This window comes from Vibrio sp. EJY3 (genome assembly GCF_000241385.1).
Classification (GTDB): domain Bacteria; phylum Pseudomonadota; class Gammaproteobacteria; order Enterobacterales; family Vibrionaceae; genus Vibrio; species Vibrio natriegens.
This window is the reverse complement of the sequence record NC_016613.1, coordinates 173,604-198,595: the sequence shown is the minus strand read 5'-3', so window position 1 is coordinate 198,595 and position 24,992 is coordinate 173,604. Positions and strand designations below refer to the sequence as shown.

Genomic DNA, 24,992 nt, shown 5'->3' with positions numbered 1-24,992 from the left:
ATAACTAATGGCCGGCAGTAAAAAATCCAATCGTCGTGAAGAGATCTTGCAAGCGTTAGCACAGATGCTTGAATCTACAGAAGGCGCTTCACGTATTACTACGGCAAAACTGGCGAAACAAGTTGGCGTTTCAGAAGCGGCGCTCTACCGCCATTTCCCAAGTAAAGCTCGTATGTTCGAAGGTTTGATCGAATTCATTGAAGAAGCATTAATGACTCGTATTAACCGTATTCTTGACGACGAAAAAGATACCTTAGAGCGTATCCGCATGGTGATGCACCTGATTCTGGTCTTTTCGGAGCGTAATCCGGGTCTGACACGCATTCTGTCAGGTCATGCTCTAATGTTTGAGAATGAGCGGCTGCGTGAGCGAATCAATCAGCTATTTGAACGAATTGAAACGCAGCTGCGTCAGATTCTACGTGAACGTAAACTTCGTGAAGGGAAATCTTTCCCCGTAGAAGAACGCATTCTTGCGGCACAGATCCTGGGCCAAGTAGAGGGCAGTCTAAACCGCTTTGTTCGTAGTGACTTCAAATATCAACCTACTGCCAACTTTGATGAATATTGGGCATTGCTCAGCGCACAAATTAAGTAGAGATTATGAGTAAAGACAACCACATGCAGCCAGAGTTTTCTCTTTCCCTTCTCCATCCAGGTAACTGGGGTGTATGGATAGGGTTTGGTCTACTGGCGATCATCGTTAATATTCTACCTTACCGCTTGCTTCTGTCGTTGGGCCAATCGGTGGGTAAGCTCGGCATGCGTTATGGTAAAAAACGAGTACACGTCGCAAAGCGCAACCTTGAGTTGGCTTTTCCAGACAAGTCTCAAGAAGACATCGACCGTATCGTTACCGAAAACTTCAAAAACACCGGCATGGCACTGATCGAAACTGGCATTACCTGGTTCTGGCCAACTTGGCGCTTTAAAACGCTGCTAGTGGAAAAAGATGTTGGTGCTCTAAAAGAAAAGGCGCAAGAAGGAAAAGGCGTCCTACTCTGCTGTGTGCATGCATTGAACCTTGAAATCACCGCACGTGCTTTTGCAGTCATGGGACTTGCGGGCTACGGCGCTTTTCGTCCACACGATAATCCAGCTTATAACTTTATCCAGTACTGGGGCCGCACCCATAACGGCAACAAACTGATTGACCGTAAAGACGTGAAAAAGATGATTCGCGTCTTGCGTAGTGGTGAACGTCTGTTCTATCTACCTGACCACGATTACGGACGCAACAAATCGGTGTATGTGCCATTCTTCGCAGTAGAAGATGCTTGTACCACAACAGGTACGAGCATTCTGGCTTATACGTCGAAGTGTGCCATCGTTCCTGGCTCTGGTTTCCGCAATGAGCAGGGCAAGTATGAAATCATTGCAGATAAATGCATTGAAGCCGATTACCCGCAAAAAGACGAAGTTGCCGCCGCAGCGTACATGAACAAATACGTTGAAGAAGTCATCTTACGCGCTCCTGAACAATGGATGTGGCTGCATAAGCGCTACAAAACCATGCAGGATGAAAACGTGCCAAAAGGCATTCGCTACAGATAAGTGGCAACAAAAAAAGGGGCTGATGGATATCCACTAGCCCCTTTTTTACGTTTTAAAGCTTCAGAATAGATTAAATGCCGTATTCCGCGCGGTATGCTTTTACAGCATCTAGGTGCTCTGCAGCGTTGCCTTTCTCTTCAAGGTAAGTCACTAGGTCACCCAAACTCACGATAGAGATAACCGCACAGCCGAAGTCGCGCTCAACTTCCTGAATCGCAGACAGCTCACCCTTGCCTTTTTCTTGACGGTCGATAGCCACCAACACGCCAGCTAAGTCAGCACCGTTCGCCTTGATGATTTCCATCGATTCACGAATTGCGGTACCTGCTGTGATCACATCATCAACCAGCATAATGCGACCTTCAAGAGCCGAACCTACCAGGTTGCCACCTTCACCGTGGTCTTTCGCTTCTTTACGGTTAAAGCAGTAAGGCGTGTCGATATCATGGTGATCCGCAAGTGCTACTGCTGTTGTCGTCGCGATAGGGATACCTTTGTACGCAGGGCCAAATAGCACATCGAACTCGATACCTGAGTCTGCCAATGCGGCTGCGTAGAAACGACCAAGACGAGCAAGGTCGCGACCAGTATTGAAAAGACCAGCGTTAAAGAAGTAAGGGCTCTTACGGCCTGATTTCAAAGTAAACTCACCAAACTTAAGAACTTCTTTCTCAAGTGCAAACTCAATAAATTCACGCTGGTATGCTTTCATGGATTTCTCTCAATTTTCAGTGTGTGGATATCAGTATTAAAGTTCTAGGACAAAAGCCCTATAAATACGCAAAAAAATAGCTTCCTTTGCGGGGAAGCTACTTTTAAAAATTAATTTTCTAACGCCGCCTTCTGCGCCGTGACGATTTCGCTAATGCCGACTTTCGCCGACTCCAGCAGTGCCATCAGTTGCTCGTGACTAAACGGTTCGCCTTCTGCAGTGCCCTGGATTTCAATCATCTTGCCTTCTTCAGTCATGACCACGTTCATGTCAGTATCAGCGGCTGAATCTTCAACATATTCAAGGTCACACAGTACTTCATCACCTAGCAAACCAACAGAAACCGCCGCTACGTGGCCTTTCATTGGGTTTGCTTTTAGCTTGCCACTCTCAATTAGGTGCTGGAACGCATCTGCCATCGCAACACTTGCTCCACTGATTGAAGCAGTTCTTGTGCCGCCATCCGCTTGAATTACGTCACAGTCAACGGTGATCATAAACTCGCCCATCGCTTTTAAGTCGACAACAGCACGTAGACTGCGCGCGATAAGGCGTTGGATTTCCATAGTGCGGCCACCCTGCTTACCGTTTGCCGCTTCGCGACGAGTACGAGAGTGTGTTGCACGTGGCAGCATGCCGTATTCTGCAGTTACCCAGCCTTTACCTTGGCCTTTTAGCCAGCGTGGTACAGATTCTTCGACGGTCGCATTACACAACACTTTGGTATTACCGAACTCCACTAACACTGAGCCTTCAGCATAAGCGGTGTAGTTTCGAGTAATTTTGATTGGGCGAACTTGGTCCGCCTTGCGATCGTTTGGACGCATGGGCATCTACCTTAAATATGAGGAGAAGACGATTTGGTTGGGCGAGGATTATAGCGGAATCGATTCCGGATTCCTAGGTCACAAGTCATGCAATCGATGCACATTTCCCTAGTACATCGCGCTACATCCCGCGCACCTATTCTCACTCCGTGATACACTCTCTAGGTAATTTTCAAAAAATTGAAGACAGGAAAATTCGATGATTTACAGTATGACAGCGTATGCGCGCAAAGAAGTGAAAGGCGATTGGGGTTCGGCGGTATGGGAAATCCGCAGTGTAAACCAGCGCTACCTGGAAACTTACTTCCGCATGCCAGAACAATTCCGAGCACTAGAACCCTTGCTACGCGAGCGTTTTCGTAAGCGCCTAGCTCGCGGTAAAGTTGAGTGTAACCTTCGTTTTGAAGCGAACCCAGCCGCGAAAGGTGAACTTAGCATCAATGAAACTCTGGCAAACCAAGTGATTAAAGCGGCAGAGCAAGTGATGCACATGACGGGCGAACTAAGCCGCATCAACCCATTCCAGGTGATGCAATGGCCAGGTGTGATGGAAACGCCAGAGCAAGACATGGATGAAGTAAACAAAGTTTTACTGAGTGCTTTTGATGAAGCTTTAGGTGAGTTTATTGATGCTCGTGGCCGTGAAGGCGACAATATGAAAGCGCTTATCGAACAACGCCTAGATGCAATTACTGCAGAAGTAGTAAAAGTTCGTGCGCGTATGCCAGAAATCCTGGAGTGGCAACGTGAGCGTCTGTTCTCTAAGTTTGAAGATGCCAAAGTCGAGCTGGATGCTTCTCGCGTGGAGCAAGAGCTTATCCTTTTAGCGCAAAAATCTGACGTTGCAGAAGAGCTGGATCGTCTCGACTCTCACGTAAAAGAAACGACTAACATTCTGAAAAAAGGTGGCGCTGTCGGTCGTCGTCTGGATTTCATGATGCAAGAATTCAATCGAGAGTCGAACACACTAGCGTCGAAATCAATCAGCACGGACATCACGGCATCTGGCGTTGAGCTAAAAGTTCTGATTGAACAGATGCGCGAACAGATCCAGAACATCGAATAATATTTTCTAGGGTATTTATCACTCTCACATATCTAACCCTCTAAAGAAAAAGGGCGGTACCTAAATTAGGTAACCGCCCTTAAATATTACTTTTATTCTGCTTACAGTTCTTGCTCTAACAAACGAATGTACGCATTTCTCATACGCTGTTGGTTGGTATTAAAATACGCTGGTGTTAGCCTCGAACGGTTAAGATACTCACGCTCCAGACTGTGTTGTAACTCAATAGACTGACCAAGGCCGGTATTCACATTGTTGTGAGAATCATTGATTCGAGTTTGCACCGTCAGCTCATATTGGTCGATACCTCTAACCTGTAAGTATCCTGGCTTCATGTCTCGCCAAGGTGTCAACGGTAAAGAAACACCAAGAGTCAGGAATTCTTCATCTTCACTGTTTAAGTATTTCGCAAAGAATTTAGCATCACCCAACCAGTGCGTGGTCGTGATATCAAAGCCTTTATCGCCAAACCAATACTCCCCACCTCGTAAACTCAACTGCCAGTTCCAGTCTGGTTTTGAATAGGTATAGTTGGCTAAGCGCGTAGCTTTATCTTCGATTTGACGGCCACGCGAGTCTACATCATCCTTGTAGGTGAATTCGCTAATTTGGAAGCTAACGCCATGGTTCCCTTCAGGTGAATTCCATTGCGTTTCATTCATTCCGCCAAGGTAACCACTATAAATATAACCTGCAGAAAACTGAGTCATGATATCAATAGGTAGACGGAAAGCTTGGTGAATAAGAACACGGTTGATCTCATTATCTAAGCTTTGATTTTCCCACAGACCACCGCTGTCATAATCATCGCTATCATCAAGCGGCAATACATGTCGGATATCAAACGCTGCGCCTTGCCACAGTGGTGTATATAAGTTGGAGCTCAGACCGACAGAATAATCAAAAACACCATACTCCGTAGCAACATTGTAATTCATAATCGGCGCAAAAATAAGTTGCGAGCGACCAATACCTTCGTTGATATTCTGGTGAATCCACTGAGTCTGTTTGCGGTATTCATTGAGGTGTTTTGAAGAAAACGAGGTCTGCTTGCATAACTCACCTGTCGCCAAAAAGTCCTGATAACAGTCAAGGGTAGTGGAAACTCGCATTACTGGAATATTGTTATTCAGCAATAGCACGTTGATCACTGGTGCATCACTGCTACCTACCATATCAGCGAGTGTAACATGGCTTAGGTTTGTTGCGATTAAGCCCAAGGCCACACCGACACCATCCACTTCATTGTGGTTATAACGGCGGTTCTCGAGAGCAACAACAAATTGGTTAAGATGGGTGCCCGTTTGAATATTGATAAAGCCTTCATTCTTGAGAGCTTGTTGCAAAGACGTCAGGCTAGTTGATTTGCTTTCAGCCAACTTAGAGGCAAGACGCTGCTCAGTCGTTTCTTGTTCAGCCAGTTTCAATCGCTTACGGCTATTAATGCTATTGCTGCTATAACCTAATAATGGAATGGCAGTATTAATACCCCATAACGTCTGGTCACTACTCTGGTGGCCGGTGTAAAGTTCAACATGAGCAGAGGATTGAATGCCATAGGGCAAAAAGCCCTCGGGAGTAAAAACCTTCGCTGTGACATTGAATTCGCTGGCATCGTATTCGCCAACAAGTTGGGTAAAGGGAAGCGGTTGCCACTCTACCCCACCAAATGGCCCATCCATAATCCCAAGGCTAAGATCTGACTTGCCAAAACCTGAACTAACACGTAATCCGTAGTCTTCGAAAGTTTTGTCTGCGACGACATATGCCGCTCTAAAGTTACTGGCTGCACCACCAATATCTTGAGCCCCAACCGCTAGTTGGATGCCAGTTAAGTCATAGACATATGGCACTTGGACTTTTACAGATGCAGATAGGTCTCGAATATCACCACAGTCGGGGTCAAAGTAGAGATTACAATCATATGTTTGAGTAACAATTCTCCCCCCAGCTTCGACTCCAGGAAGAATACCAGCACCAAAAAACCAGTTATCAAGCTGAGCGATGGACCCCTTATAAGGCGTGCCTTGGCTGAATGAAATGTGAAAATTGCCAGTATCAATCACCTGGGCATTTGGGGTAAATCCCAAGCCGGTGAAACTCTGATATGAAGAGAGGTTATCGGGTGAAGCAAAACTGGTACAGGGGACTAAGAGCAAAACAGCTGTTATGCAGCTTTGCAAGGAAAAATTTGGTTTGAACATGCGATATATCCACTGATAAAAAGTCACCCAAAGCGAGCGCTGTGGGTGACTAATCTTTTAACGATGATAAGGAAAGTGAAAGTTATTAAGCGCCGCCGCCGCCTTCACTACCGCTACCACCAGTACCACCTGTACCGCCTGTAGATGGACGCTCAGGATCAGGGACAGGAACCGATGGTCTAGCTGATGCTATATCATCAGTAATTTTATCAAAGATTGGATCCGTCAGGTCGATTTCGTCGTCTGGTCCGGCATTAGCAATTTCGCTGAATACATCTTTATCTTCCAGTGCTTCGGAAAGGTCAACATAGATTTCGTCGCCATTGTCGTTCTCTGGATATTTTGGATGTTCACTTAGAACAGCCTTACTTACCGTTTTAGCAACATTAGCAAGTTGATCAACAGTTACACCCTCTTTATCACCTTGAGCGGCAAGTGTGTCAGACAGTACAACTGTCGTAACCATGATTTCTGAGTAAACCGTTGGACTCGATGTCTTAAGAGTATTTAGTGCTGTTTCTGGGTCAGTAAGCAGCTCAAGAACATCAATTTGGACACCATCATTGTTCAGCTGATCAACATCGATACCCAGTTTTGTCAAAGTCTCTTTAGCAACTTCTTCAGAATACACGTCATCACCAAGCACTTTGGCAATAATTGTAGTCAATGGCGTTGCCGCTGCTTCTTGGCCCACTTGGAGCAAGCCTTTTGGCACACTGTAGCTTACGTTCGACATGTCTTTACCGTTAGAGGTATCCACCGCACCTGGTGTTTTATTGAAGGTTACAGAACACGTTTCAGGGTTAGTTGCAAACGTTTCATCTTCAATAGTGATAAAACCATCGTAGTCAGTTGTCCCGTTGATAGCGCCGCCTGAGCCATCAATACAATCAAACTGAGCAGCCATACCTTGAACAGCACCATCGAATGCACGTACATCCTTAGAAAACGATACAGTATCAGTGCTACTATCATTACAGCCGACTAAAATTATGGAGCCAACCGCGATTGCCAATAGTGAAAGTTTCACTTGAATCTCCTTTTTTCTTGCAAGTGAGGGTATACCAATAAAGGGCCGCAATAATAGTTCTCTATTATCTTTAACCTTGATTAATATATGAATTTTAGAATTTTGGCCATCATATAAGAAATCAATATGAATGTAAAAAACTGTTTGCATAAACCTGACAGATAAATCACCTAAAATTGACATATCATATCTATTAACTGGTATTGGCAATTCTAAAAATTAGGCTCTGAGAAACAACTCCATCAATCAATCGTTTCATTCCTGCATCGACATAATACGGTTATCTTAATCTGTTAATTGGGAGGGACGAGGCGACTATAAGGCAGTAGAAATGTAACACCTGGTAACAAGAAAATAATTAGATTACCCAGTGGCATGACTCTCGCAACAGTATCGGTGGTAAGAACAATGAGAACAGCCCTTTTACTTAACAAACAATTAACAAATAAACTTAAATTTAAAAGAATTGGAAAATTAAATAGTCTTAAATCACAAGTCTAAATATTAATAAACTGGTAACACAGGAAGCAATACAAATTAAAAAACATCAAATAACACTGAAATAAGTAACAACTTTAAAAATAAAGTCCAATATTGAGTTAAAAAACCGTTTAGACTCTCAGCCAATATATATGGAATATTTCCTCAAAGTCCGCATTTACAAAAAACTTAATTATTTTTTTTACTTCATTCCCAAGCGTATATTTCGAGTCACATCTCAAAATCAAGCTCATAGGGACAAGATAACTGTAGATCCGACAAGACAGGGGCTCATTTAAACACTCAAGAAAACCAGATAAAAATATCTTAATTAGCACCTAAAATGGGAGGACTTAATCTTCAAATCGCGCTTTTTGAATAAATGGGCATACCCAAACTGACTTAACAGCGCTGTTTCACCTTTATTCTTACTTTGAATAAGCACACTTACGCAAACCTATAAACTATAATTATTTATCACAAACCACATACATTACCGTTAGCAAAGAAAGCCAGCTATAAATAAAACGAGGCCATATTATGAACAATAAATCTCTTGTTTATAGCAGCATACTGTTTTCTCTCCTTTTTTCTCCGCTTGGCAACGCAGAGCAAGAACCGGAAGTCGACTTAGAACGTACTGAGGAGCTTCTACATTGCTCGTTCATGGCTAACCGGTTGGGATGGACAGGTTATTTAACGATGACATTCGCCTTTGAAGCTTACAAACCTTTCGAAGCTTCCAAACCATGCGGGCATTTGAAAGATGTAGACGAGCGGAACCAGTGCTTAATCCCGATTCGCTCTATATACCAGAGAGCCAAAACAGAACAGCGCTATACGGAATCGGACTTAGACTACTGCATCAGCCTGCTCGGTGATGAGCAGCAAACAGCGAAGCTCAGAGAAAAGCTCAAGGAACAACAGCAGCGTTACTACGAAAAAGTGGCCGAGCGGAATCAGCCCGACCACGAATCAAAGCAGAAAGATAAAGCAGAGTAAGCTTTACTCGTCTTTTTCCGCCGTGCGGTTATCTACGTACGGCCAGTAATGATGACCGATACGAATTAACAATGTCGCCGCCGCAAGTATCAACGCCGCAAGAGATAGCCAGACAACAGGAACCGCGTCCAGCTCTTTCATACCAAGTGTGATGTAACGAGCAATCGCCATCATTGCGATATAGATAGGGTAACGAACCGGAATTTTCCCATTCATCACAAACTGCCGCACCATCGCTAACACTTCGAGATAGATAAACATCAACAAGATGTCTGTTAGCAATACTCGCTTTTCAATAAAAACATGGATGAACTCTTCTACCATGGCATACAAGGTCGCTAAGGTAATAGCGACCAACAATATCGCCTCAAAGATATGGAAGATTTTTAAGAACGGTCGGCTGAATGATTTAGGTAACTCTGACGCCATAGTCAATTATCCAAATGAAACCAAAGAGATAAACCTGAGTTTCGCATGCTAGCTGTAAATGCATACAAAACAAAAACGCTCCGACTATTTGGTGGAGCGTTTATTGTTTAACCTAGAAGTGGCACAGCTTACGCCACTCGCTGCTTTTTTTCAGCCAAACGCTTTTTCTTCCTGTATTTAGGGTGCGTAATCGGAATAGCAGACAGCAATTTTTTGGTGTATTCGTTTTGAGGGTTGGCGTAGATCTCTTTTGCGTTACCCGCTTCTACCACCTTACCAAAGTACATCACCGCTACTTTGTCTGATACATGTTTAACCACCGATAAGTCATGCGAGATAAAGATGATCGCCAGATTCATTTCTTGCTGCAGCTGTAACAGCAAGTTCAGAATCTGAGCCTGAACGGAAACGTCCAGCGCCGAAACGGACTCGTCACAAATCAAGAGTTTTGGTTTTAACGCAATCGCTCGAGCGATACCAATACGTTGACGTTGGCCACCAGAAAATTCATGTGGATAGCGGTTTACTGCCGTTTCTGGCAAGCCTACTTTAACCAATAACTCTTTCACCCACTGTTTGCGCTCTGCTGGCGTACCAATTTTATGAATAACAAAGGGTTCTTCCAGAATCATGCCGATGGTGTGGCGCTGGTTAAGCGACTCCATCGGGTCCTGAAATACAATCTGCATGTCTTTACGCAGAGAGCGCATCTCTTTTACCGACAGTTTGGTGATATCTTTGCCTTCGAAAAAGATTTTGCCTTCCGTTGGTTCGTAAAGCTTTAATATTGTTCGACCTAAGGTACTTTTACCACAGCCTGACTCTCCTACCAGACCCAGTGTTTCCCCTTCACCGACAGACAGAGATACACCGTCTACGGCCTTAATCGTGTAGCCTTTCTTAAACAGTCCTTTACCAGATACAAAGTGCTGCTTAAGATTTTCAATTCTTAATACTTCTTTTGCCATAACATCCTCTTTTATGACTCGTTCACTTTGTACTAGTGAGCAAACATACTTGCATCGATTGGTTTGATGTCGATCATCTGCTTAGGTTCATTATCTAAGCTTGGCATCAATCCCATCAAACGCTCGGTGTATGGGTGCTGCGGGTTATCAAACAGTTCAAAAATCTCTGCTTTTTCAACAATGCGCCCGCCATACATCACAGCCACGTCGTCGCACACTTCTGCCACCACACCAAGGTCGTGGGTAATGAAGATCATCGCCATGCCCGTCTCTTCCTGAAGATCATTCATTAGTTCAAGGATAGACGCCTGTACGGTTACATCCAGTGCAGTTGTTGGTTCGTCACAGATCAAAATGTCCGGTTTGCAAGCCAGTGCCATTGCGATCATGACACGCTGACGCATACCGCCAGACAAGTTGTGCGGATACTCGTTAAGACGCTTTTCTGGCATTGGAATTTTTACTTTATCCAACATTTCAATCGCATAGGACTCGCGTGACTTCTTATCCAGTTCTGGGCGGTGTAGTTCGAGTACTTCACAAATCTGACGGCCGATGGTGTGAACAGGGTTCAATGCCGTCATTGGATCCTGGAAGATAATAGAAATGCGGTTACCACGCATGGCATACATTTCATTTGCAGGCAAATCCACCAGATTGGTTCCGCGGTAGTTCACTTCACCCTTAACAATATTGCCGTATGGCTTCGGCAGCAGCCCCATAATAGACATTGAAGTCACACTCTTGCCACTGCCCGACTCACCCACTAAGCCAAGCGTGCGTCCAGCTCGAACATCAAAGTTCACTCCATGGAGTACTTTTACCGGCCCATCGTCGGTCGTAAATTCTACTTCGAGGTCTTTAACACTTAAAATTACATCGTTTTCCATAACACCTCCCTACAGCTTATAGGTGTCGTCGATTTCAACTACAGGCTCGAATGTCTTACCCGATTTCATCGCTTTTTGAGTTTCTTTTTTCACATCACTGTCGATCCAGTATGTGCCGTCACCAATAACACCATCACTGTAAAGTGCTTCTGTCATACGGTTCATCGGTTTTTCTGGTAGCTTCAGCCAGCGCCAGTGGCCGTAGCGAACGTAAGGCACCATGTAGCCCGAGATGATCACGTGCGCGTCGATAATATTGCGCTGAATTTCGTGTCCGAGTTTGATTTTCTTGTCCATATCTAAACCGAAACGATACTCCATGATTTTTTCATCCAGCTCTGGTGTGCTGTAATTGGTGAAGTTGTTCGTTTGCGGCTTATTGGCATTGACCGAATGGAAGTATTCCCAATAGGTTGGAATCTCAGAAGTACTCATGGTCAGGAAAGCGAGATCGTGCTTTTTCTCACGCACATATTTGAACATCGAAGAACCATCCACCAGCTTCAGTTCAATGTCCAAACCAGCCAACTTAGCCTGCTCTTTTAGATAAGCGATACGCGGAGTGTGGACAGGCGTTCCATAGGTCAACTCGAAACTCAGTCGCTGACCTTCAGAGTTAACGCGAATGCCGTCAGCCCCAATTTGGTCAAAGCCTGCAGCTTCAAATGCTGCAATGGCTTTATCGACATCAAAGGCGGGTGCTTTTACATCTGGCAGCGAGTATTTGCCATGGCCAAAACCGGTTGGATTAGGCTTACGAGAGTAGTCACCGCGCAAGACATTTTCGATCATTCCATCGAAATCCGTCGCGTAGGTGACACCTTTGCGCACATTAAGATCATTCAATAACGGTTGTGCCGTATTGATCCAAAGGCCACCAGCCCCTACAGGATATTGGTTGTAGCCCCAGAACTTCTCGATGTAGCCCTTTTGATACGGTTCCGTGTTCGATTTATCATGCCACAAACTTGGTAGTATTAAGCCAAAGGCGTCGAGATTGCCTTTCTCAAAGTGCTTCATCGCAATGTCATTATCACGAATGACAGTGATACGAATCTTGTCGACGTTGTAGCGGTTTTGGTAGTACTTATTGCTATAGCCCCACCAGTCTTTACCAACGTGTTTAAACGTTACGCTTTTGCCTTTCTTGATATCATCCAGGTAGTAAGCGCTTGTGGTTGGTTCACTTTTAAAGTTGTAGTAACGAACAAAATCATCATGGATGCCATCGCCGTTTTCATCTTTGGCTGGGTTAGCATAGAAATGCGCTGGGCGTGGGCGTAACGCGCCCATTCTCAACATCAGTTCTTCTTGGTTGAACTCTTTAGCCGCAACAACTGAAAACGTGTGATCATCGAATTTAACGACGTCTGCGACCGTTTTGTTGTAGTAATCGTTATACCAAGGCTCAAGGATATCTGCGGAACGGTAGAACTTGAGCATGAAGACAAAATCGTCTGCAGTCACTGGCTTGCCATCTGACCATTTCGCTTTCGGGTTTAGTCGGAAGTAAACCGTCTTATTATCACCAGCCAACGCCCATTCATTTGCCAACTCAGGAATAAATTCCAAAGTATCCGGATGGCGTACCACCAACCCCGGGGTGTCATCTAACAAGAAAGCACGCAGTCCTGCGTTCGCGTCTGGCCCTACGCTACGTAATGTCTGCGGAAAACTCGACATGTAAGTGCGATAAGTGCCACCACGCTTAGCTTCTGGAGAGCCATATTGCGGCTCATCCCAGTTTGTTTTCCATTCTAAGTCAGTCGGGAGCGTCGCGGACATCGCACCGAAACTCAGGGCGGTCAACGTAGACGCTAAAAGTAATCTATTCATAAAACTTCCCTTTTTTATGTTTTGTTCACACGCTTAATTAAACATAGCGTGTGAATTTTTTCGGGTCGAAAGCCGCTCGGATCGCTTCACCAATGAAGGTCACCATCACCAATACCAATACAATCGAAGTCACTACTGAAGACACAATCCATGGCGAGTCTAAATTCGACTTACCTTGTTGCAGTAGCTCACCCCAGCTCGGTGTTGGTGGCATTAGGCCAAGGCCTAAGTAATCTAACGCTGTTAGTGCAGTAATATTAGCCGCAATAGTAAATGGAGCCAGTGTTACAATCATAACCATCGTATTAGGAAGTATATGATTAAATAGAATACGTCCCGTTGATGCACCCAAAGCACGCGCTGCCATTACGTATTCACGAGCCGACTCTTTATAGGTCATGGTCCGCATGTACCACGTCATCCCCATCCAGGAGAAGAGCACGTTGATGGCGACGAAGAGCGCAAAGGTGGGCTGAACGATTGAAACCAGAATCATAATCACGTACAGGAATGGCACCATCGACCAAATTTCGATCAATCGCTGAACGAACAAATCGAATTTTCCGCCCCAGAAACCCATCGCACAACCGACTGCTGTACCAATCGCGTACGAGACGATCATGGTTAGCAAAGCAAATCCCATCGCGGTTCTAAAGCCATAAACCAGACGAGCTAAGATATCTCGACCGATAACGTCAGTACCTAAATAGTGCTTGTTCTCAGCGCTCGGTGCTGTTGGTGGGAAATCACCGCTGAAATCCTGCTCATACGGGTTCCAAGGAACGATCGGCAAAATGACAAAATTATCTCCACCTTGCTCTTCAAACACCTTCTGCAGTACACGGTAATCTGCTTCACTTGCGGAGTTTTGGCCGAAATCACTGCCTAAGCGTACATCACTGACCACAGGAAAGTAGAAACTGCCGTCATACTTCACGACGAGAGCTTTACTGTTGATCAACAGCTCTGCAAACAGAGAGAGGATCAGCATGATTGATAACACCACGAATGACCAGTAACCACGTTTGATCTCTTTAAAGTGGCGAATTTTCTTTTGAGTTAATGGACTGACTGTAAACATCTTACGCTCCAAACTTCACACGAGGGTCGACTAAAGCAACACAGACATCTGAAATAATGTTACCGATCAACAACAAGATCGCGTTGATGGCAACAATGCCCATTACTACAGGATAATCACGCTCCATGATGGACTCGTAGCCCAGCAGGCCAATACCATCAATGTTAAAGATAACCTCGATCAGGAATGCGCCCGTCATAAAGAAAAGTAAAGAGTTACCGAAATGGCTCGCAATCGGAATTAAACTGTTACGCAAAGCATGTCGGCGAACGGCTTTCTTGAACGGCAAACCTTTTGCGATTGCAGTACGAATGTAATCTGATGACAGGTTTTCCATCAGGTTGTTTTTCATCGTCATTGTCAGCGTGGCAAAGTCACCAATCAGATAACAAATCAATGGCAACACGGCATGCCACATGATGTCCTTGGCTCGCTCAAAGAAGGTTTCATAGTCATCGAAGTCATCGCCAACAAAGCCTCCCATAGGGAACCACTCGAGGTGATAACTGAACAAGGTAATGAGAAGCACGCCCACCACATACCCAGGTAAGGCATAGCCAACAAATATCAATATCGAGGAAGAGGAATCAAACACGGAGCCATGCTTGAGCGCCTTGTAATAACCGAGAGGAATGGAGATGAAGTAACTGATAAAGAACGTCATCCCTCCGTAAAACAGAGAAACAGGCAGGCGTTCTGCAATCATCTCTGATACTGGCTCGTAGTAACGGGTTGATTCGCCAAGATCTAAAGTAACCAAACGGCTTAACCACTCGACGTACGCTTCCATCACTGGCTTGTCCAAACCATAGAAAGCATTTAACTCTGCGATTTGATCGTCAGAAAGCGCGGTGTTACCACCCGCAGACGTCATAGAGGCGGCGCCATCTCCCTGTGATTGCATTTGAGACAACATACGCTCAACAGGTCCACCCGGTACAAAACGAGTAATGGCGAAAATAAGAATGGTAATTCCGAGAAACGTCGGAATCACTAACGCTAAACGGCGTAAAAAGTACGACAGCATATACAACTTGCTCCTTGTCTACTGTCCAATTTAGACCGGCGTAACAGAAAAAATACCGGCCCCAAATGGTGCATATCTATCTTGCAGAAATTCAAATCACTGAAGCACCTTCCATGTGGGTCAATAACTTGTTTTTTATCACTGCAATAATGTCAGCGTCATATTTAGCTTGAATCCACATTGGCTTCAAGTGTTTAAAAACAAAACATGACGCACTTCGTCCACTATCAAAAAAAACGCAATATTTTGGTAAAAAATGATAAAAAACCACAAAAATAATTCATACAGAATATCAATCTGACTAAATTAGAGCCAAAACCCTACATAAAAATGCAGAAATTAAGAATAATAAGACAATTCCCAACCAAGCATATTGACTCGAAATCACGAGTGAGCCCTTTGGTAGCAACGGGTATCATATTTTGATACCACCCTACGTGCTAGAGCTAACTTGATTAGCTTTACATATAAAACCCATGTCAGAATTATTCACTGGAAAAATACTTTTTTTCAGATTCAATTACCCGCTTAAAAACCATACACAACATAACCCATTAAAGTTTACAAGAAAGACAAAACACGGTGTTTTATCGAGGTTTAATGTCATTTTTTTATTATTACTTGGTTAATTATTCTGCAATTCACAATATCTTCAGATTTTTACATCTTTTTTACATTTGACCATCCTAGTTTACTACTGGTTTGACTTCCTTTTTTGACCTCGGTTATACATTGGCCGCACGTTAACGAAACATTAACGTCACATTTGGTCGTTTACGACCAGACACAGGAAATAATAATAAATTGGAGCAACAAGGATGTATAAAAACACAACAGCTTTATCTGTTGCGATCAGCCTTGCTTTGGGTACGGCGACGGCTTTCGCACCTGTAGCAGCTCAGGCAGAAGAGCAGCAAGTTGAAAAACTTCAAAAAATGAAAGTTACTGGTTCGCGCCTTACGCGCGCATCAATGGAAGGAAGCACTCCGATAGCAGTGATCGGTCGTGCGGAGATCGAACGTGCTGGTGACGTATCGATTGCAGACGTTCTACGTAAATCTTCATTCAACTCTTTCGGATCATTCAGTGAAAGCTCTGGTAACTCATGGCAAAGCCAGGCAACCATGTCTCTGCGTGGTTTAGGCGCTTCACGTACTTTGGTTCTTGTTAACGGTAAACGTCTTCCTGGTTCTGCAACCATGGGTGGCGGCGCTGCGAACATCAACGCGATTCCATCTGCGATTGTTGAGCGTGTTGAAGTAATGGCCGACGGTGGCTCAGCGGTATACGGTTCTGATGCGGTTGCTGGTGTAGTTAACATCATCCTGAAAGAAGAGTTTGATGGCATTAACGTAACGGTTGGTTCAGGCATCCCTAGCCAGGAAGGCGGCGATGAAGGAAACGTTGCGCTTGTGATGGGTACCAGCGGCGAGAAAGGTAACATCATGTTCTCGTTTGAACATGACAGCAAAGATGAAATCTACCAACGCGATCGCGATTACCTAAGCTCAACGAATACTGGCTCAGCGAACTACTTCGATATGTCTGGCGTGAGCATCTTCGGCCGTAACGTGTACCACGACGGCGAATTAAAAGCGCTAAACGGTTACAACACTGACGCATCTTGTACATCAAAAGGTTTTGTTGGTCTAACAAACTACCCGGGGCTGGGTGACATTTGTGGTTACGACTACACTGGTGAAGCGGCTCAAACTGCCTCTCTAGAACGTAACACGGTGTTTGTTAACGGTAATATTTTCCTGACTGACGACACAACGTTTAATTCACAGTTAATGCTTAACCGTAACGAAAGTTTTGGTCGTTTCGCACCAGCTGCGGGTAGCTTTACAGTAAACCCGGACACTGATGGTGGTGCAGCATTCTTCGCAGAAAATGGTCTTGATCCAACTGCAGGCCCTGCTTCGGTCTACTATCGTTTTAACAACGTGGGAACTCGTGATAATACCGTTAAAGACTTCCAGGCTGATTTCAAAGCAGGCTTAGATGGAACCCTTTACACTGACACATTCGGTGATGTGATTTGGGAAGCTGGCTACCATATGAACTACTCCAACGGTAGCGAAACAGGTACTGGTTATGTCTTCGGTTCAGCAGCATCGCAACTTGTAGAATCAGGCCAATTTGTAGACGGTGAGTTCAGTACAGACGCGACAGACCAGCTTTCTGCAGGTACTGGCCGTGAAACCGAGATGGAAATGCACCAGTTCTCTGGCGGCCTTCAGTTTGACCTTGCGCAAGTGGGTGACGTAACGATTCCACTGTACCTTGGTGCCGAGTTCACGACTTACGACTACTCTGACATCTACGATCCGCAAAGTGAAGCGGGTAACATCATCGGTAGTTCGGGCAACTCTGCCGGCGGTGACCGTGAAACTTACGCGTTTTACGCGGAATCTTTGATCGCATTCACTGATGAGCTGGAAATGAACCTGGCGGCTCGTTACGACCACTACAGTGACTTCGGTGATGAGATCTCACCAAAAGTCTCTTTCCGTTACCAGCCACTCGATAACCTGATGTTCCGCGCTGGCGCTGGTATGGGCTTCCGCGCTCCAACACTATCTGACCTTTACGCCGCTGACAGCTTCTCGTCAGACTTCGCAAAAGACTACAGTTACTGTACAGCGAATGGTATTGCAATCGAAGACTGTCCAGAGACTCAATACGATGTTACTCGTACTTCAAACGAAGATCTGGAAGCAGAAACGTCAGTATCATTTAACTTCGGTGTGAGCTACTCACCAATCGAAGATCTAGACGTAACAGTGGATTACTACAACATCAGCATTGATGACATGATCACACTGAATACACTGCAAAGCATGATCGACGAAGAGCGTAGCTCTGGCGTTTCTAACCCGAACATCATCCGTGATGCAAATGGCCGTATCATTGAAGCAACAGCGGGTCTTCAGAACCTAGGTACACTAGACACTTCTGGTATCGACCTGAAACTGGGTTACCGTTACGACTTCGATTACGCGACTGTTCGTTACGACTTTATGGGTAGCTACGTACTTGACTACAGCACACCTGAATACGTTGGCGGTCCAACAAACAACCAAGTAGGCCGCAACGGCTTGCCTGAGTACCGCTTCAACTCTGGTGTTGGTGTAAGCTTCCTTGAAGATCACGACATCTACCTATCTGCAGATCACATCGCAGACCAGGCACAAGATGTTGATGACAACTACAAGAAAACTGGCCACATCTCTTCACAAACAACGTGGAACGTGGCGTACAACTATCTGGCTCCATGGGATGCAAAATTCACAGCGGGTGTACGTAACCTGACTGACGAAGATCCAGCATTTGAAGCTGATGGCGTGACTTATGAGTCAGACCTATACAGCATTCAAGGCCGTGTTTACTTCTTGAAATACTCTCAAAACTTTTAATTAAGACCTTTGGCGCAGGAGGATTTCCTGCGCCCTATTCGACTGACTTTATACACTAACAAGGATGCTACTATGACGTTAAAGGAATTTGGCGTAAGTGCGTTGACTGCCGCGATCCTGTCGGTAAGTGGTGCAGCAATGGCTGCTGACTCAGGAACCGTAGTCTCTAATCAAGCACAAACCACTAAGTCTTCACAGGCTTCACAAGAAAAAATCGACAACTATGCTGAAAGCACTGAAGGCATGTTGGCTGAATACAAAGGCTTACTTCGTCAAATCGACAGCATGAAAGTCTACAATGAGCAAATTAACCGTATGGTTCAATCTCAACAGGGTGAGTTGGATTCATTAAACAATCAGATTGCTCAAATCGATCAAACGGCAACCGAAGTTGTCCCTCTAACACTAAAAATGATCGATGCACTAGACGAGTTCGTGACGCTCGACTTGCCGTTCCAAAAAGAAGAACGTAATAAACGCGTTCAAGAATTACGTCGCCTGATGGACCGTGCAGACGTAACGACTTCAGAGAAATTCCGTAAAGTAATGGAAGCTTACCAAATCGAAGAAGGTTTCTCGCGCTCTATCGAATCTTACAAAGCTAGCCTGGATCGTGGCGGCGAAGTTGTGACTTACGACTTCTTGCGTATTGGTCGTACGGCACTTCTATTCCAATCTCCAGACGGCGGTGAAACGGGTATGTGGAACCAACAAACTCGTCAATGGGAAACATTACCTGAAAGCTACCGTATTGCTGTACAGCAAGGTCTGCGCATCGCTAAGAAGCAAGCGCCACCATCGCTGATCAAACTGCCTGTATTTGCTGGGGAGGAATAAGAGATGAAAGGATTCAAAACTCTAGCCGCTGGTCTATTAGCTAGCTTATTTATGGTTTCTGGCGTTCAAGCAGAAACCCCACAAACTCTTTCCGAACTACTGAAAAACGTAAAATCAGAAAGTATTGTTGAATCGAAAGAAAACAAAGAACGCGAAGCAATCTTCAAGCGCGATCGTGATCAACAAGCCGTGTTGCTACAACAAGCGCGCGATGAGCTTGCCTCACAACAAGCACTGGGTGATCAGCTAAAAGCAACATTCGACGAAAACGACAAACAACTGACTGAACTAACCGAAACACTGCGTGTTCGTTCAGGTACCTTGGGTGAAATGTTTGGTGTAGTTCGTCAATACGCAGGCGAATTTAAAGGTCTGTTTGCCGCTTCGCAAAATGCCGTTCAGTTCCCAGAGCGTGATGCACTGCTGACGAAGCTGGCAGAAAGTAAAGAGCTACCGTCAACTCAAGAACTAGAAGCATTCTGGCACACCATTCTTCAACAAGTTGTCGTATCTGGTGATACATCAACAACACAAGCAACCGTTGTTTACGGTGAAGGTAAAGAAGCCGTTCGCGACGTAACGCTAGTAGGTGAGTTCAACGCAATTGCAGATGGCAAATACGTCATTTACGTACCTCAAACTGGCAAGTTCGAAGAACTATCACGTCAGCCAAGCAAGAACATCACAAGCCAAGTGGCTGGTTTCGAATCAGCAGAAAGCACATACGAGCCGCTGTTCCTTGACCCGTCTCGTGGCGTAATCCTATCGCTATTGGTACAGAGCCCGACCGTTCAGGAACGTATTGACCAAGGTGGTATCGTTGGTTACGTCATCCTGGCTATGGGTGCTGTCGGTGTCATCATCGCACTATTCTGCTTCCTACGCCTTCAGGTTATCGGTGGCAAAATGCGTAAACAGGCAAAATCTGACACGGTTATCCCTGGTAACCCACTGGGTGAAGTTATCCAAGCTTACCAAGAGCACAAAGGCGACAACCTTGAAGATCTTGAAGCGAAACTGGACGAAATCATCCTACGCAATGCGCCAAGCATCGAACGCTTTGTTAGCTCAATCAAACTGTTTGCCTCTGTTGCACCGCTACTAGGTCTATTGGGTACGGTAATGGGTATGATCGGTACCTTCCAGGCAATCACGCTATTTGGTACCGGCGATCCGAAACTAATGGCTGGCGGTATTTCTGAAGCATTGGTAACCACCATGCTAGGTCTGGTTGTCGCAATTCCTCTACTGTTCCTTTACACCATCGTACACAGTAAAGGTCGTCGTTTGGTTCAAACTCTTGAAGAACAGAGTGCAGGTTTCATCGCTCGCTATCAGGAAAAACTACATAAAGCCGAAAGCTAAGGAGGCGTTATGTGGTGGTTAGTTGGAGAACTTGAATCAATTAGGCGCTTCTTGGGAATGGGTGGCGATGTACTCGTCGCCATCTTCATCCTCAGCTTCATGTTGTGGGCAGTGCTGCTAGAACGCTGGTTCTACTTTGCCGCCGTCGCTCCGAGAGCCGCGAAAAAAGCCGTGACTCTTTGGAGTGAGCGTTCAGAACATCAAAGCTGGAACGCAAAGATGATCCGACAAGAAATCGTTTCTCGTCAGGATATTGAGAATAAAAAGGGTCTGCCAATCGTGAAAGTATTGATTGCGCTTTGTCCCCTACTCGGTCTGCTCGGCACGGTTGTCGGCATGATCCAGGTATTCGACATCTTAGCGGTAACAGGAACAGGAAGCCCTCGAGCAATGGCCTCGGGGATCTCAAAGGCAACAATCCCAACGTTAGCCGGGATGGTGGCTTCTCTATCAGGACTGTTCTTTAGTTCACGTCTTGATCATTTAGCCAAAGTCACAACGCAAAGGCTGGAAGATAAGCTAAAGCATATTGCCTGAGTAAATGGAATTAGAGGTATAGGTCATGAAAAGACGCTATAGCAGTGATAGCAGTGATGAAACCGCTATCGATATGACACCGATGCTCGACATCGTATTCATCATGTTGATCTTCTTTATCGTAACAACATCGTTCGTTAAAGAAGCTGGTATTGAAGTAAACCGCCCAACGGCAAGCTCAGCACAAACCGTGAAGAAAGGTAACATCATGGTTGCCGTTGGTGCAGCGGGTGACGTTTGGGTTGATAAACGACGCATTGAAGTCGACGCCGTTCGCGCCAACATCGAGCGTCTTCGCGCAGAAAGCCCTGATGGTGCGGTTGTTATCCAGGCGGATACAGAAGCCAACGCAGGCGTAGTCGTGAAGGTTATGGACCAGATCAAGATGGCAGGTGTAGAAAGCATCTCCATTGCCGCAACTGGTAAGGATTAAGCTTATGCGGTATCTGGCCTCAATTGCACTGGCGCTCATTGTCTCCCTCGGATTGTTCTGGGGGATGGACAAGCTGGTAAACAAAGAGCGCCACGAGCTAGTGTCGAATGATGATCAGCGTATGGTCGATTTCATTCGCATTAAACCAGACGAAAAAGTACAGGAGAAAAAACGCGAACTCCCGAAACCACCACCACCTAAGCGTCCGCCGCCACCACCAGAAATGAAGGTGACGTCGACCGTGAAACCGGTGATGGATCAAGTTCCAATGAACATGCCTAATCTAGACCTTCCAGTTAACGTAACAGGTGGTTCAGTACTGGGTCACTACACACAAGGTGGTGGTGCTCAGGTCATTGGCGGCGGAGGCCCGGTTCCTCTGGCCACGTTCCAACCGCAGATGCCTCGTAAAGCGGCACGCTCGGGACTTGAGAAAGGTATCGTACTTGTAGAGTTTACCGTTAACGAACGCGGTGGCGTCGAAGATGTAAAAGTCTTAAAAGAAACACCACGTAAGTTAGGCTTGGGTAAAGCAGCGAAAACAACCGTAGCTAAATGGACCTTCAAACCTAAGATGGTTGATGGTAAAGCTGTAAGTTCTCGCCTTTCTCAAGAAATCGAGTTCTCTACCAACTAAGGAGTCGCAATCATGAAATCATACACAAAATTGTTGGCTTCTCTGGTGTTCATTGCAGGTGCGTACGGCGCGCCTGCTTTCTCCAGCACTCCTGAGTTGTCTGACAGAACATTCAGAACCGTCAATAAAGTTCAGGAACTGATCGCAACGGAAAAGTATTCGGAAGCGATTTCGAAACTGAACTCAGCGTTAAGTAGCAGCAAACGTGAATACGACCGCGCCGTGTTATTGCAACAAATGGGCTTCTTGTACTCGTTGCAAGATAACTATCCCAAAGCGGTCAAATACTTTGCTGATGCATTGAGTTTGAACGCGCTGCCTGTCCCTGTTGCTCAACAGGTTCGCTACAGCGTGGCTCAGCTTTATCTTGCTGAAGGTCAGTTTAAAAAGTCCGTCTCTACTATGAAAGAGTGGTTCAAAATTGCCGAGACAACGGAAGAAAAACCGCAAGCTCATGCCTACATCACGCTGGCGAGTGCTTATATTCAGCTAGAAGATTACAAAAACGCGATTCCGCCGACTAAACAGGCTATCGCAATGAGTAAAGACCCTAGCGAATCCTGGTACCAGCTTCTGATGTCTGCGCATTATGAACTCAAACAGTTCAAGAGCGTGGCCGGTGTTCTGAAGATTTTAACGACCAAGTACCCGAAAAATAAGCGTTACTGGACGCAATTGTCTGGTATCTACATGGAGTTAAACCAAGAGCGTAATGCCCTTTCTACTCTGGAGATGGCCTATAAACTAGGTCTTCTGGAAGATGAAAAAGAGTACCTGCGCTTAGTGAACTTCCAGGCTTATCAAGGCGTACCATTCCGAGCAGCAAAAACGCTTCAAACGGCCTTTGACGAAGGTCATGTAGAGCGTAACGCGGAGAATCTAGAAAAGCAGGGTGCATTCTGGCAGCAAGCGCAAGAGCTTGGACGTGCAATCGACGTCTACCAACAAGCTTATAACTTGGCTCCAAAGGCGAAAACTCAAATCAAAATCGCTCGTCTGATGATTTTAGACAAGCAATATTCAGAAGCGACGAAGTTTACTCAAAACGCCGCTCCTGATGCCAAGCGCGATCAAAAAGGCGAATTAGCCTACATTCGTGGCATGGCATATTTTGAGCTGAACCAGCCAGACAGTGCTCTTAAAGCAATGCAAAGTGCCGCTCAGTCTCCTGACTTGAAAGCCGTTGCGAACCCTTGGATCACTTTCTTAGAAAGCCAGGGCTAAGCTCAGACAAGTCAATAAACTTAAAAATTAAGTGTGAGTCAGTCGCACGCCTGGGGAAGTGAAAGCTTCCCCTTTTTTCCGTCTATTTAGAAACCGAGTACGAATAAGTCACATCAGCATAAATTGCTCTTTTATTGGGAGTGAGTACAGATAGAAAGATCAACTGGCAACAATATAGAGATCATGATACTCTTCGCCTCCATTTTTCTGGCGGGATTATCACCAATATCCATCCCTTTGGTGGTTAATTCAACAACGCCAGTGCTATCGTTATAAGACTGTCGCGACTTTCCGTCGGCACTCAATCAATCCAATCAATAGTGGAACAGTACAATGGGCAAAGGTACTCTCTATATCGTATCTGCACCTAGCGGCGCAGGTAAATCTAGCTTGATCTCAGCAATGTTGGAGCGCAATCCGACATACGCAATGAAAGTGTCTGTGTCTCACACCACTCGCGACATGCGCCCTGGTGAAGAAAACGGTATCCACTACCACTTCGTAGCAAAAGAAGAGTTTGAAGCTCTTATTGCGAAAGGTGACTTTTTGGAATACGCCGAAGTATTCGGTAACTACTATGGCACTTCCCGCGTCTGGATTGAAGAAACGCTAAACAAAGGTATCGACGTATTTTTGGATATCGACTGGCAAGGTGCACGACAAATTCGTGAGCAAATGCCTGAAGCAAAAAGCATCTTCATTCTTCCTCCATCAAATGGTGAGCTAGAACGTCGCCTGAACACTCGCGGCCAAGACAGCGATGAAGTCATTGCCAAGCGCATGGCAGAAGCCAAGTCAGAAATCTCGCATTACAACGAGTACGATTACGTGATTGTAAACGACGATTTCGATACAGCGCTGATGGACTTTAAAGCTATTCTTCGAGCTGAAAGATTGAAGGAAGAAAAACAAGCTGCTAAATATAAAGGTATGCTTGACGCGTTGTTAGCAGAGTAACTTCAATATAAAGTCACGCTGTAAAACATAAAGAATTCTTGCTTCTTTGCTCTTAATTTTCCGTAGCAAAGAGCAGACAATAAAACACCGGAGAAAGCCCGCTTACAGTGGCACGTCTAATCGCTAGTAAATAAAGCAGTTAGACTGTATACTTTCTCGTCATTCTAATATTTTAGTTAACTATTTGGAGTCCTCATGGCACGCGTAACTGTTCAAGACGCTGTTGAAAAAGTTGGCAACCGTTTCGACCTAGTACTGATTGCGGCTCCCCGCGCTCGTCAAATGCAAACTGGCGGTAAAGATGCACTAGTGCCAGAAGAGAACGATAAGCCAACGGTTATCGCACTTCGCGAAATCGAAGAAGGTTTAATCACGAAAGAAGTTCTGGACGCTCGTGAACGTCAAGAACAACAAGAGCAAGAAGCGGCAGAGCTAGCGGCAGTAAGCAGCATCGCTCACAACCGTTAATTCTGACTC

General features: G+C 45.4%; 23 protein-coding genes. 13 read left to right on the top strand and 10 right to left on the bottom strand.

Going from position 1 to position 24,992, the window contains the following annotated elements; genetic code table 11:
- Nucleotides 1–7: 7 nt before the first annotated feature.
- Nucleotides 8–598 carry a nucleoid occlusion factor SlmA gene (gene slmA / locus VEJY3_RS00900; protein ID WP_014230582.1) on the top strand — a complete coding sequence of 197 codons (591 nt, stop codon included), beginning with the start codon at nucleotides 8–10 and terminating at the stop codon, nucleotides 596–598.
- A gap of 5 nt (nucleotides 599–603) precedes the next feature.
- A complete protein-coding gene (locus VEJY3_RS00895; RefSeq protein ID WP_014230581.1) occupies nucleotides 604–1,554 on the top strand; it encodes a Kdo(2)-lipid IV(A) acyltransferase in 951 nt (316 codons plus the stop codon).
- Between the two features lie 70 nt (nucleotides 1,555–1,624).
- Here the strand turns inward: VEJY3_RS00895 and pyrE are convergent, their stop codons facing one another.
- Nucleotides 1,625–2,266 carry an orotate phosphoribosyltransferase gene (pyrE, locus tag VEJY3_RS00890; protein WP_014230580.1) on the bottom strand — a complete coding sequence of 214 codons (642 nt, stop codon included), beginning with the start codon at nucleotides 2,264–2,266 and terminating at the stop codon, nucleotides 1,625–1,627.
- A 110-nt stretch (nucleotides 2,267–2,376) separates the two neighbouring features.
- Complete coding sequence (gene rph / locus VEJY3_RS00885) at nucleotides 2,377–3,093, bottom strand: ribonuclease PH (protein ID WP_014230579.1); 717 nt, start codon at nucleotides 3,091–3,093, stop codon at nucleotides 2,377–2,379.
- Nucleotides 3,094–3,292: 199 nt separating this feature from the next.
- On the opposite strand from rph, the gene VEJY3_RS00880 reads away from it, so the two are divergent.
- On the top strand, nucleotides 3,293–4,159 hold the full coding sequence (locus tag VEJY3_RS00880; RefSeq protein ID WP_014230578.1) for a YicC/YloC family endoribonuclease: 867 nt from the start codon (nucleotides 3,293–3,295) through the stop codon (nucleotides 4,157–4,159).
- Between the two features lie 101 nt (nucleotides 4,160–4,260).
- Here the strand turns inward: VEJY3_RS00880 and VEJY3_RS00875 are convergent, their stop codons facing one another.
- Both VEJY3_RS00875 and VEJY3_RS00870 read right to left on the bottom strand, forming a co-directional pair.
- Nucleotides 4,261–6,249, bottom strand: coding sequence for a YjbH domain-containing protein (locus VEJY3_RS00875; protein WP_237708169.1), 1,989 nt, complete (start codon nucleotides 6,247–6,249; stop codon nucleotides 4,261–4,263).
- A gap of 199 nt (nucleotides 6,250–6,448) precedes the next feature.
- Nucleotides 6,449–7,393, bottom strand: coding sequence for a hypothetical protein (locus VEJY3_RS00870; RefSeq protein WP_014230576.1), 945 nt, complete (start codon nucleotides 7,391–7,393; stop codon nucleotides 6,449–6,451).
- Between the two features lie 1,020 nt (nucleotides 7,394–8,413).
- Between VEJY3_RS00870 and VEJY3_RS00865 the strand changes: the two genes are divergently transcribed.
- Nucleotides 8,414–8,875, top strand: coding sequence for a hypothetical protein (locus tag VEJY3_RS00865; RefSeq protein WP_014230575.1), 462 nt, complete (start codon nucleotides 8,414–8,416; stop codon nucleotides 8,873–8,875).
- A 3-nt stretch (nucleotides 8,876–8,878) separates the two neighbouring features.
- Here the strand turns inward: VEJY3_RS00865 and VEJY3_RS00860 are convergent, their stop codons facing one another.
- The 6 genes from VEJY3_RS00860 to VEJY3_RS00835 form a co-directional block, all read right to left on the bottom strand.
- Nucleotides 8,879–9,304, bottom strand: a complete 426-nt coding sequence (locus tag VEJY3_RS00860; protein ID WP_014230574.1) for a phosphate-starvation-inducible protein PsiE — start codon at nucleotides 9,302–9,304, stop codon at nucleotides 8,879–8,881.
- A gap of 128 nt (nucleotides 9,305–9,432) precedes the next feature.
- A complete protein-coding gene (locus tag VEJY3_RS00855; RefSeq protein WP_014230573.1) occupies nucleotides 9,433–10,272 on the bottom strand; it encodes an ABC transporter ATP-binding protein in 840 nt (279 codons plus the stop codon).
- A gap of 32 nt (nucleotides 10,273–10,304) precedes the next feature.
- Nucleotides 10,305–11,162, bottom strand: a complete 858-nt coding sequence (locus VEJY3_RS00850; RefSeq protein ID WP_014230572.1) for an ABC transporter ATP-binding protein — start codon at nucleotides 11,160–11,162, stop codon at nucleotides 10,305–10,307.
- Between the two features lie 9 nt (nucleotides 11,163–11,171).
- Complete coding sequence (locus VEJY3_RS00845) at nucleotides 11,172–12,998, bottom strand: extracellular solute-binding protein (RefSeq protein ID WP_014230571.1); 1,827 nt, start codon at nucleotides 12,996–12,998, stop codon at nucleotides 11,172–11,174.
- Between the two features lie 37 nt (nucleotides 12,999–13,035).
- Complete coding sequence (locus tag VEJY3_RS00840) at nucleotides 13,036–14,079, bottom strand: ABC transporter permease (protein WP_014230570.1); 1,044 nt, start codon at nucleotides 14,077–14,079, stop codon at nucleotides 13,036–13,038.
- Nucleotide 14,080: 1 nt separating this feature from the next.
- A complete protein-coding gene (locus VEJY3_RS00835) occupies nucleotides 14,081–15,106 on the bottom strand; it encodes an ABC transporter permease subunit (RefSeq protein ID WP_014230569.1) in 1,026 nt (341 codons plus the stop codon).
- 818 nt (nucleotides 15,107–15,924) lie between these two features.
- Between VEJY3_RS00835 and VEJY3_RS00830 the strand changes: the two genes are divergently transcribed.
- The 9 genes from VEJY3_RS00830 to rpoZ all read left to right on the top strand — a co-directional run bounded on the left by VEJY3_RS00830 (nucleotide 15,925) and on the right by rpoZ (nucleotide 24,983).
- The gene (locus VEJY3_RS00830) at nucleotides 15,925–18,525 is read left to right on the top strand and encodes a TonB-dependent siderophore receptor (RefSeq protein ID WP_014230568.1); all 2,601 of its coding nucleotides are present in this window, start codon (nucleotides 15,925–15,927) and stop codon (nucleotides 18,523–18,525) included.
- A 72-nt stretch (nucleotides 18,526–18,597) separates the two neighbouring features.
- Nucleotides 18,598–19,362: a DUF3450 domain-containing protein gene (locus tag VEJY3_RS00825; protein ID WP_014230567.1), complete on the top strand. Its 765-nt coding sequence runs from the start codon at nucleotides 18,598–18,600 to the stop codon at nucleotides 19,360–19,362.
- A gap of 3 nt (nucleotides 19,363–19,365) precedes the next feature.
- Nucleotides 19,366–20,727, top strand: a complete 1,362-nt coding sequence (locus tag VEJY3_RS00820) for a MotA/TolQ/ExbB proton channel family protein (protein ID WP_014230566.1) — start codon at nucleotides 19,366–19,368, stop codon at nucleotides 20,725–20,727.
- 9 nt (nucleotides 20,728–20,736) lie between these two features.
- The gene (locus tag VEJY3_RS00815) at nucleotides 20,737–21,264 is read left to right on the top strand and encodes a MotA/TolQ/ExbB proton channel family protein (protein WP_014230565.1); all 528 of its coding nucleotides are present in this window, start codon (nucleotides 20,737–20,739) and stop codon (nucleotides 21,262–21,264) included.
- A 25-nt stretch (nucleotides 21,265–21,289) separates the two neighbouring features.
- The gene (locus VEJY3_RS00810; protein WP_014230564.1) at nucleotides 21,290–21,697 is read left to right on the top strand and encodes a biopolymer transporter ExbD; all 408 of its coding nucleotides are present in this window, start codon (nucleotides 21,290–21,292) and stop codon (nucleotides 21,695–21,697) included.
- A 4-nt stretch (nucleotides 21,698–21,701) separates the two neighbouring features.
- Complete coding sequence (locus VEJY3_RS00805) at nucleotides 21,702–22,334, top strand: energy transducer TonB (RefSeq protein ID WP_014230563.1); 633 nt, start codon at nucleotides 21,702–21,704, stop codon at nucleotides 22,332–22,334.
- A gap of 12 nt (nucleotides 22,335–22,346) precedes the next feature.
- Nucleotides 22,347–23,558 carry a lipopolysaccharide assembly protein LapB gene (locus VEJY3_RS00800; RefSeq protein ID WP_014230562.1) on the top strand — a complete coding sequence of 404 codons (1,212 nt, stop codon included), beginning with the start codon at nucleotides 22,347–22,349 and terminating at the stop codon, nucleotides 23,556–23,558.
- A 333-nt stretch (nucleotides 23,559–23,891) separates the two neighbouring features.
- Nucleotides 23,892–24,515, top strand: a complete 624-nt coding sequence (gmk, locus tag VEJY3_RS00795; protein WP_014230561.1) for a guanylate kinase — start codon at nucleotides 23,892–23,894, stop codon at nucleotides 24,513–24,515.
- Nucleotides 24,516–24,710: 195 nt separating this feature from the next.
- Nucleotides 24,711–24,983 carry a DNA-directed RNA polymerase subunit omega gene (gene rpoZ, locus VEJY3_RS00790; protein WP_014230560.1) on the top strand — a complete coding sequence of 91 codons (273 nt, stop codon included), beginning with the start codon at nucleotides 24,711–24,713 and terminating at the stop codon, nucleotides 24,981–24,983.
- Nucleotides 24,984–24,992 lie beyond the last annotated feature (9 nt).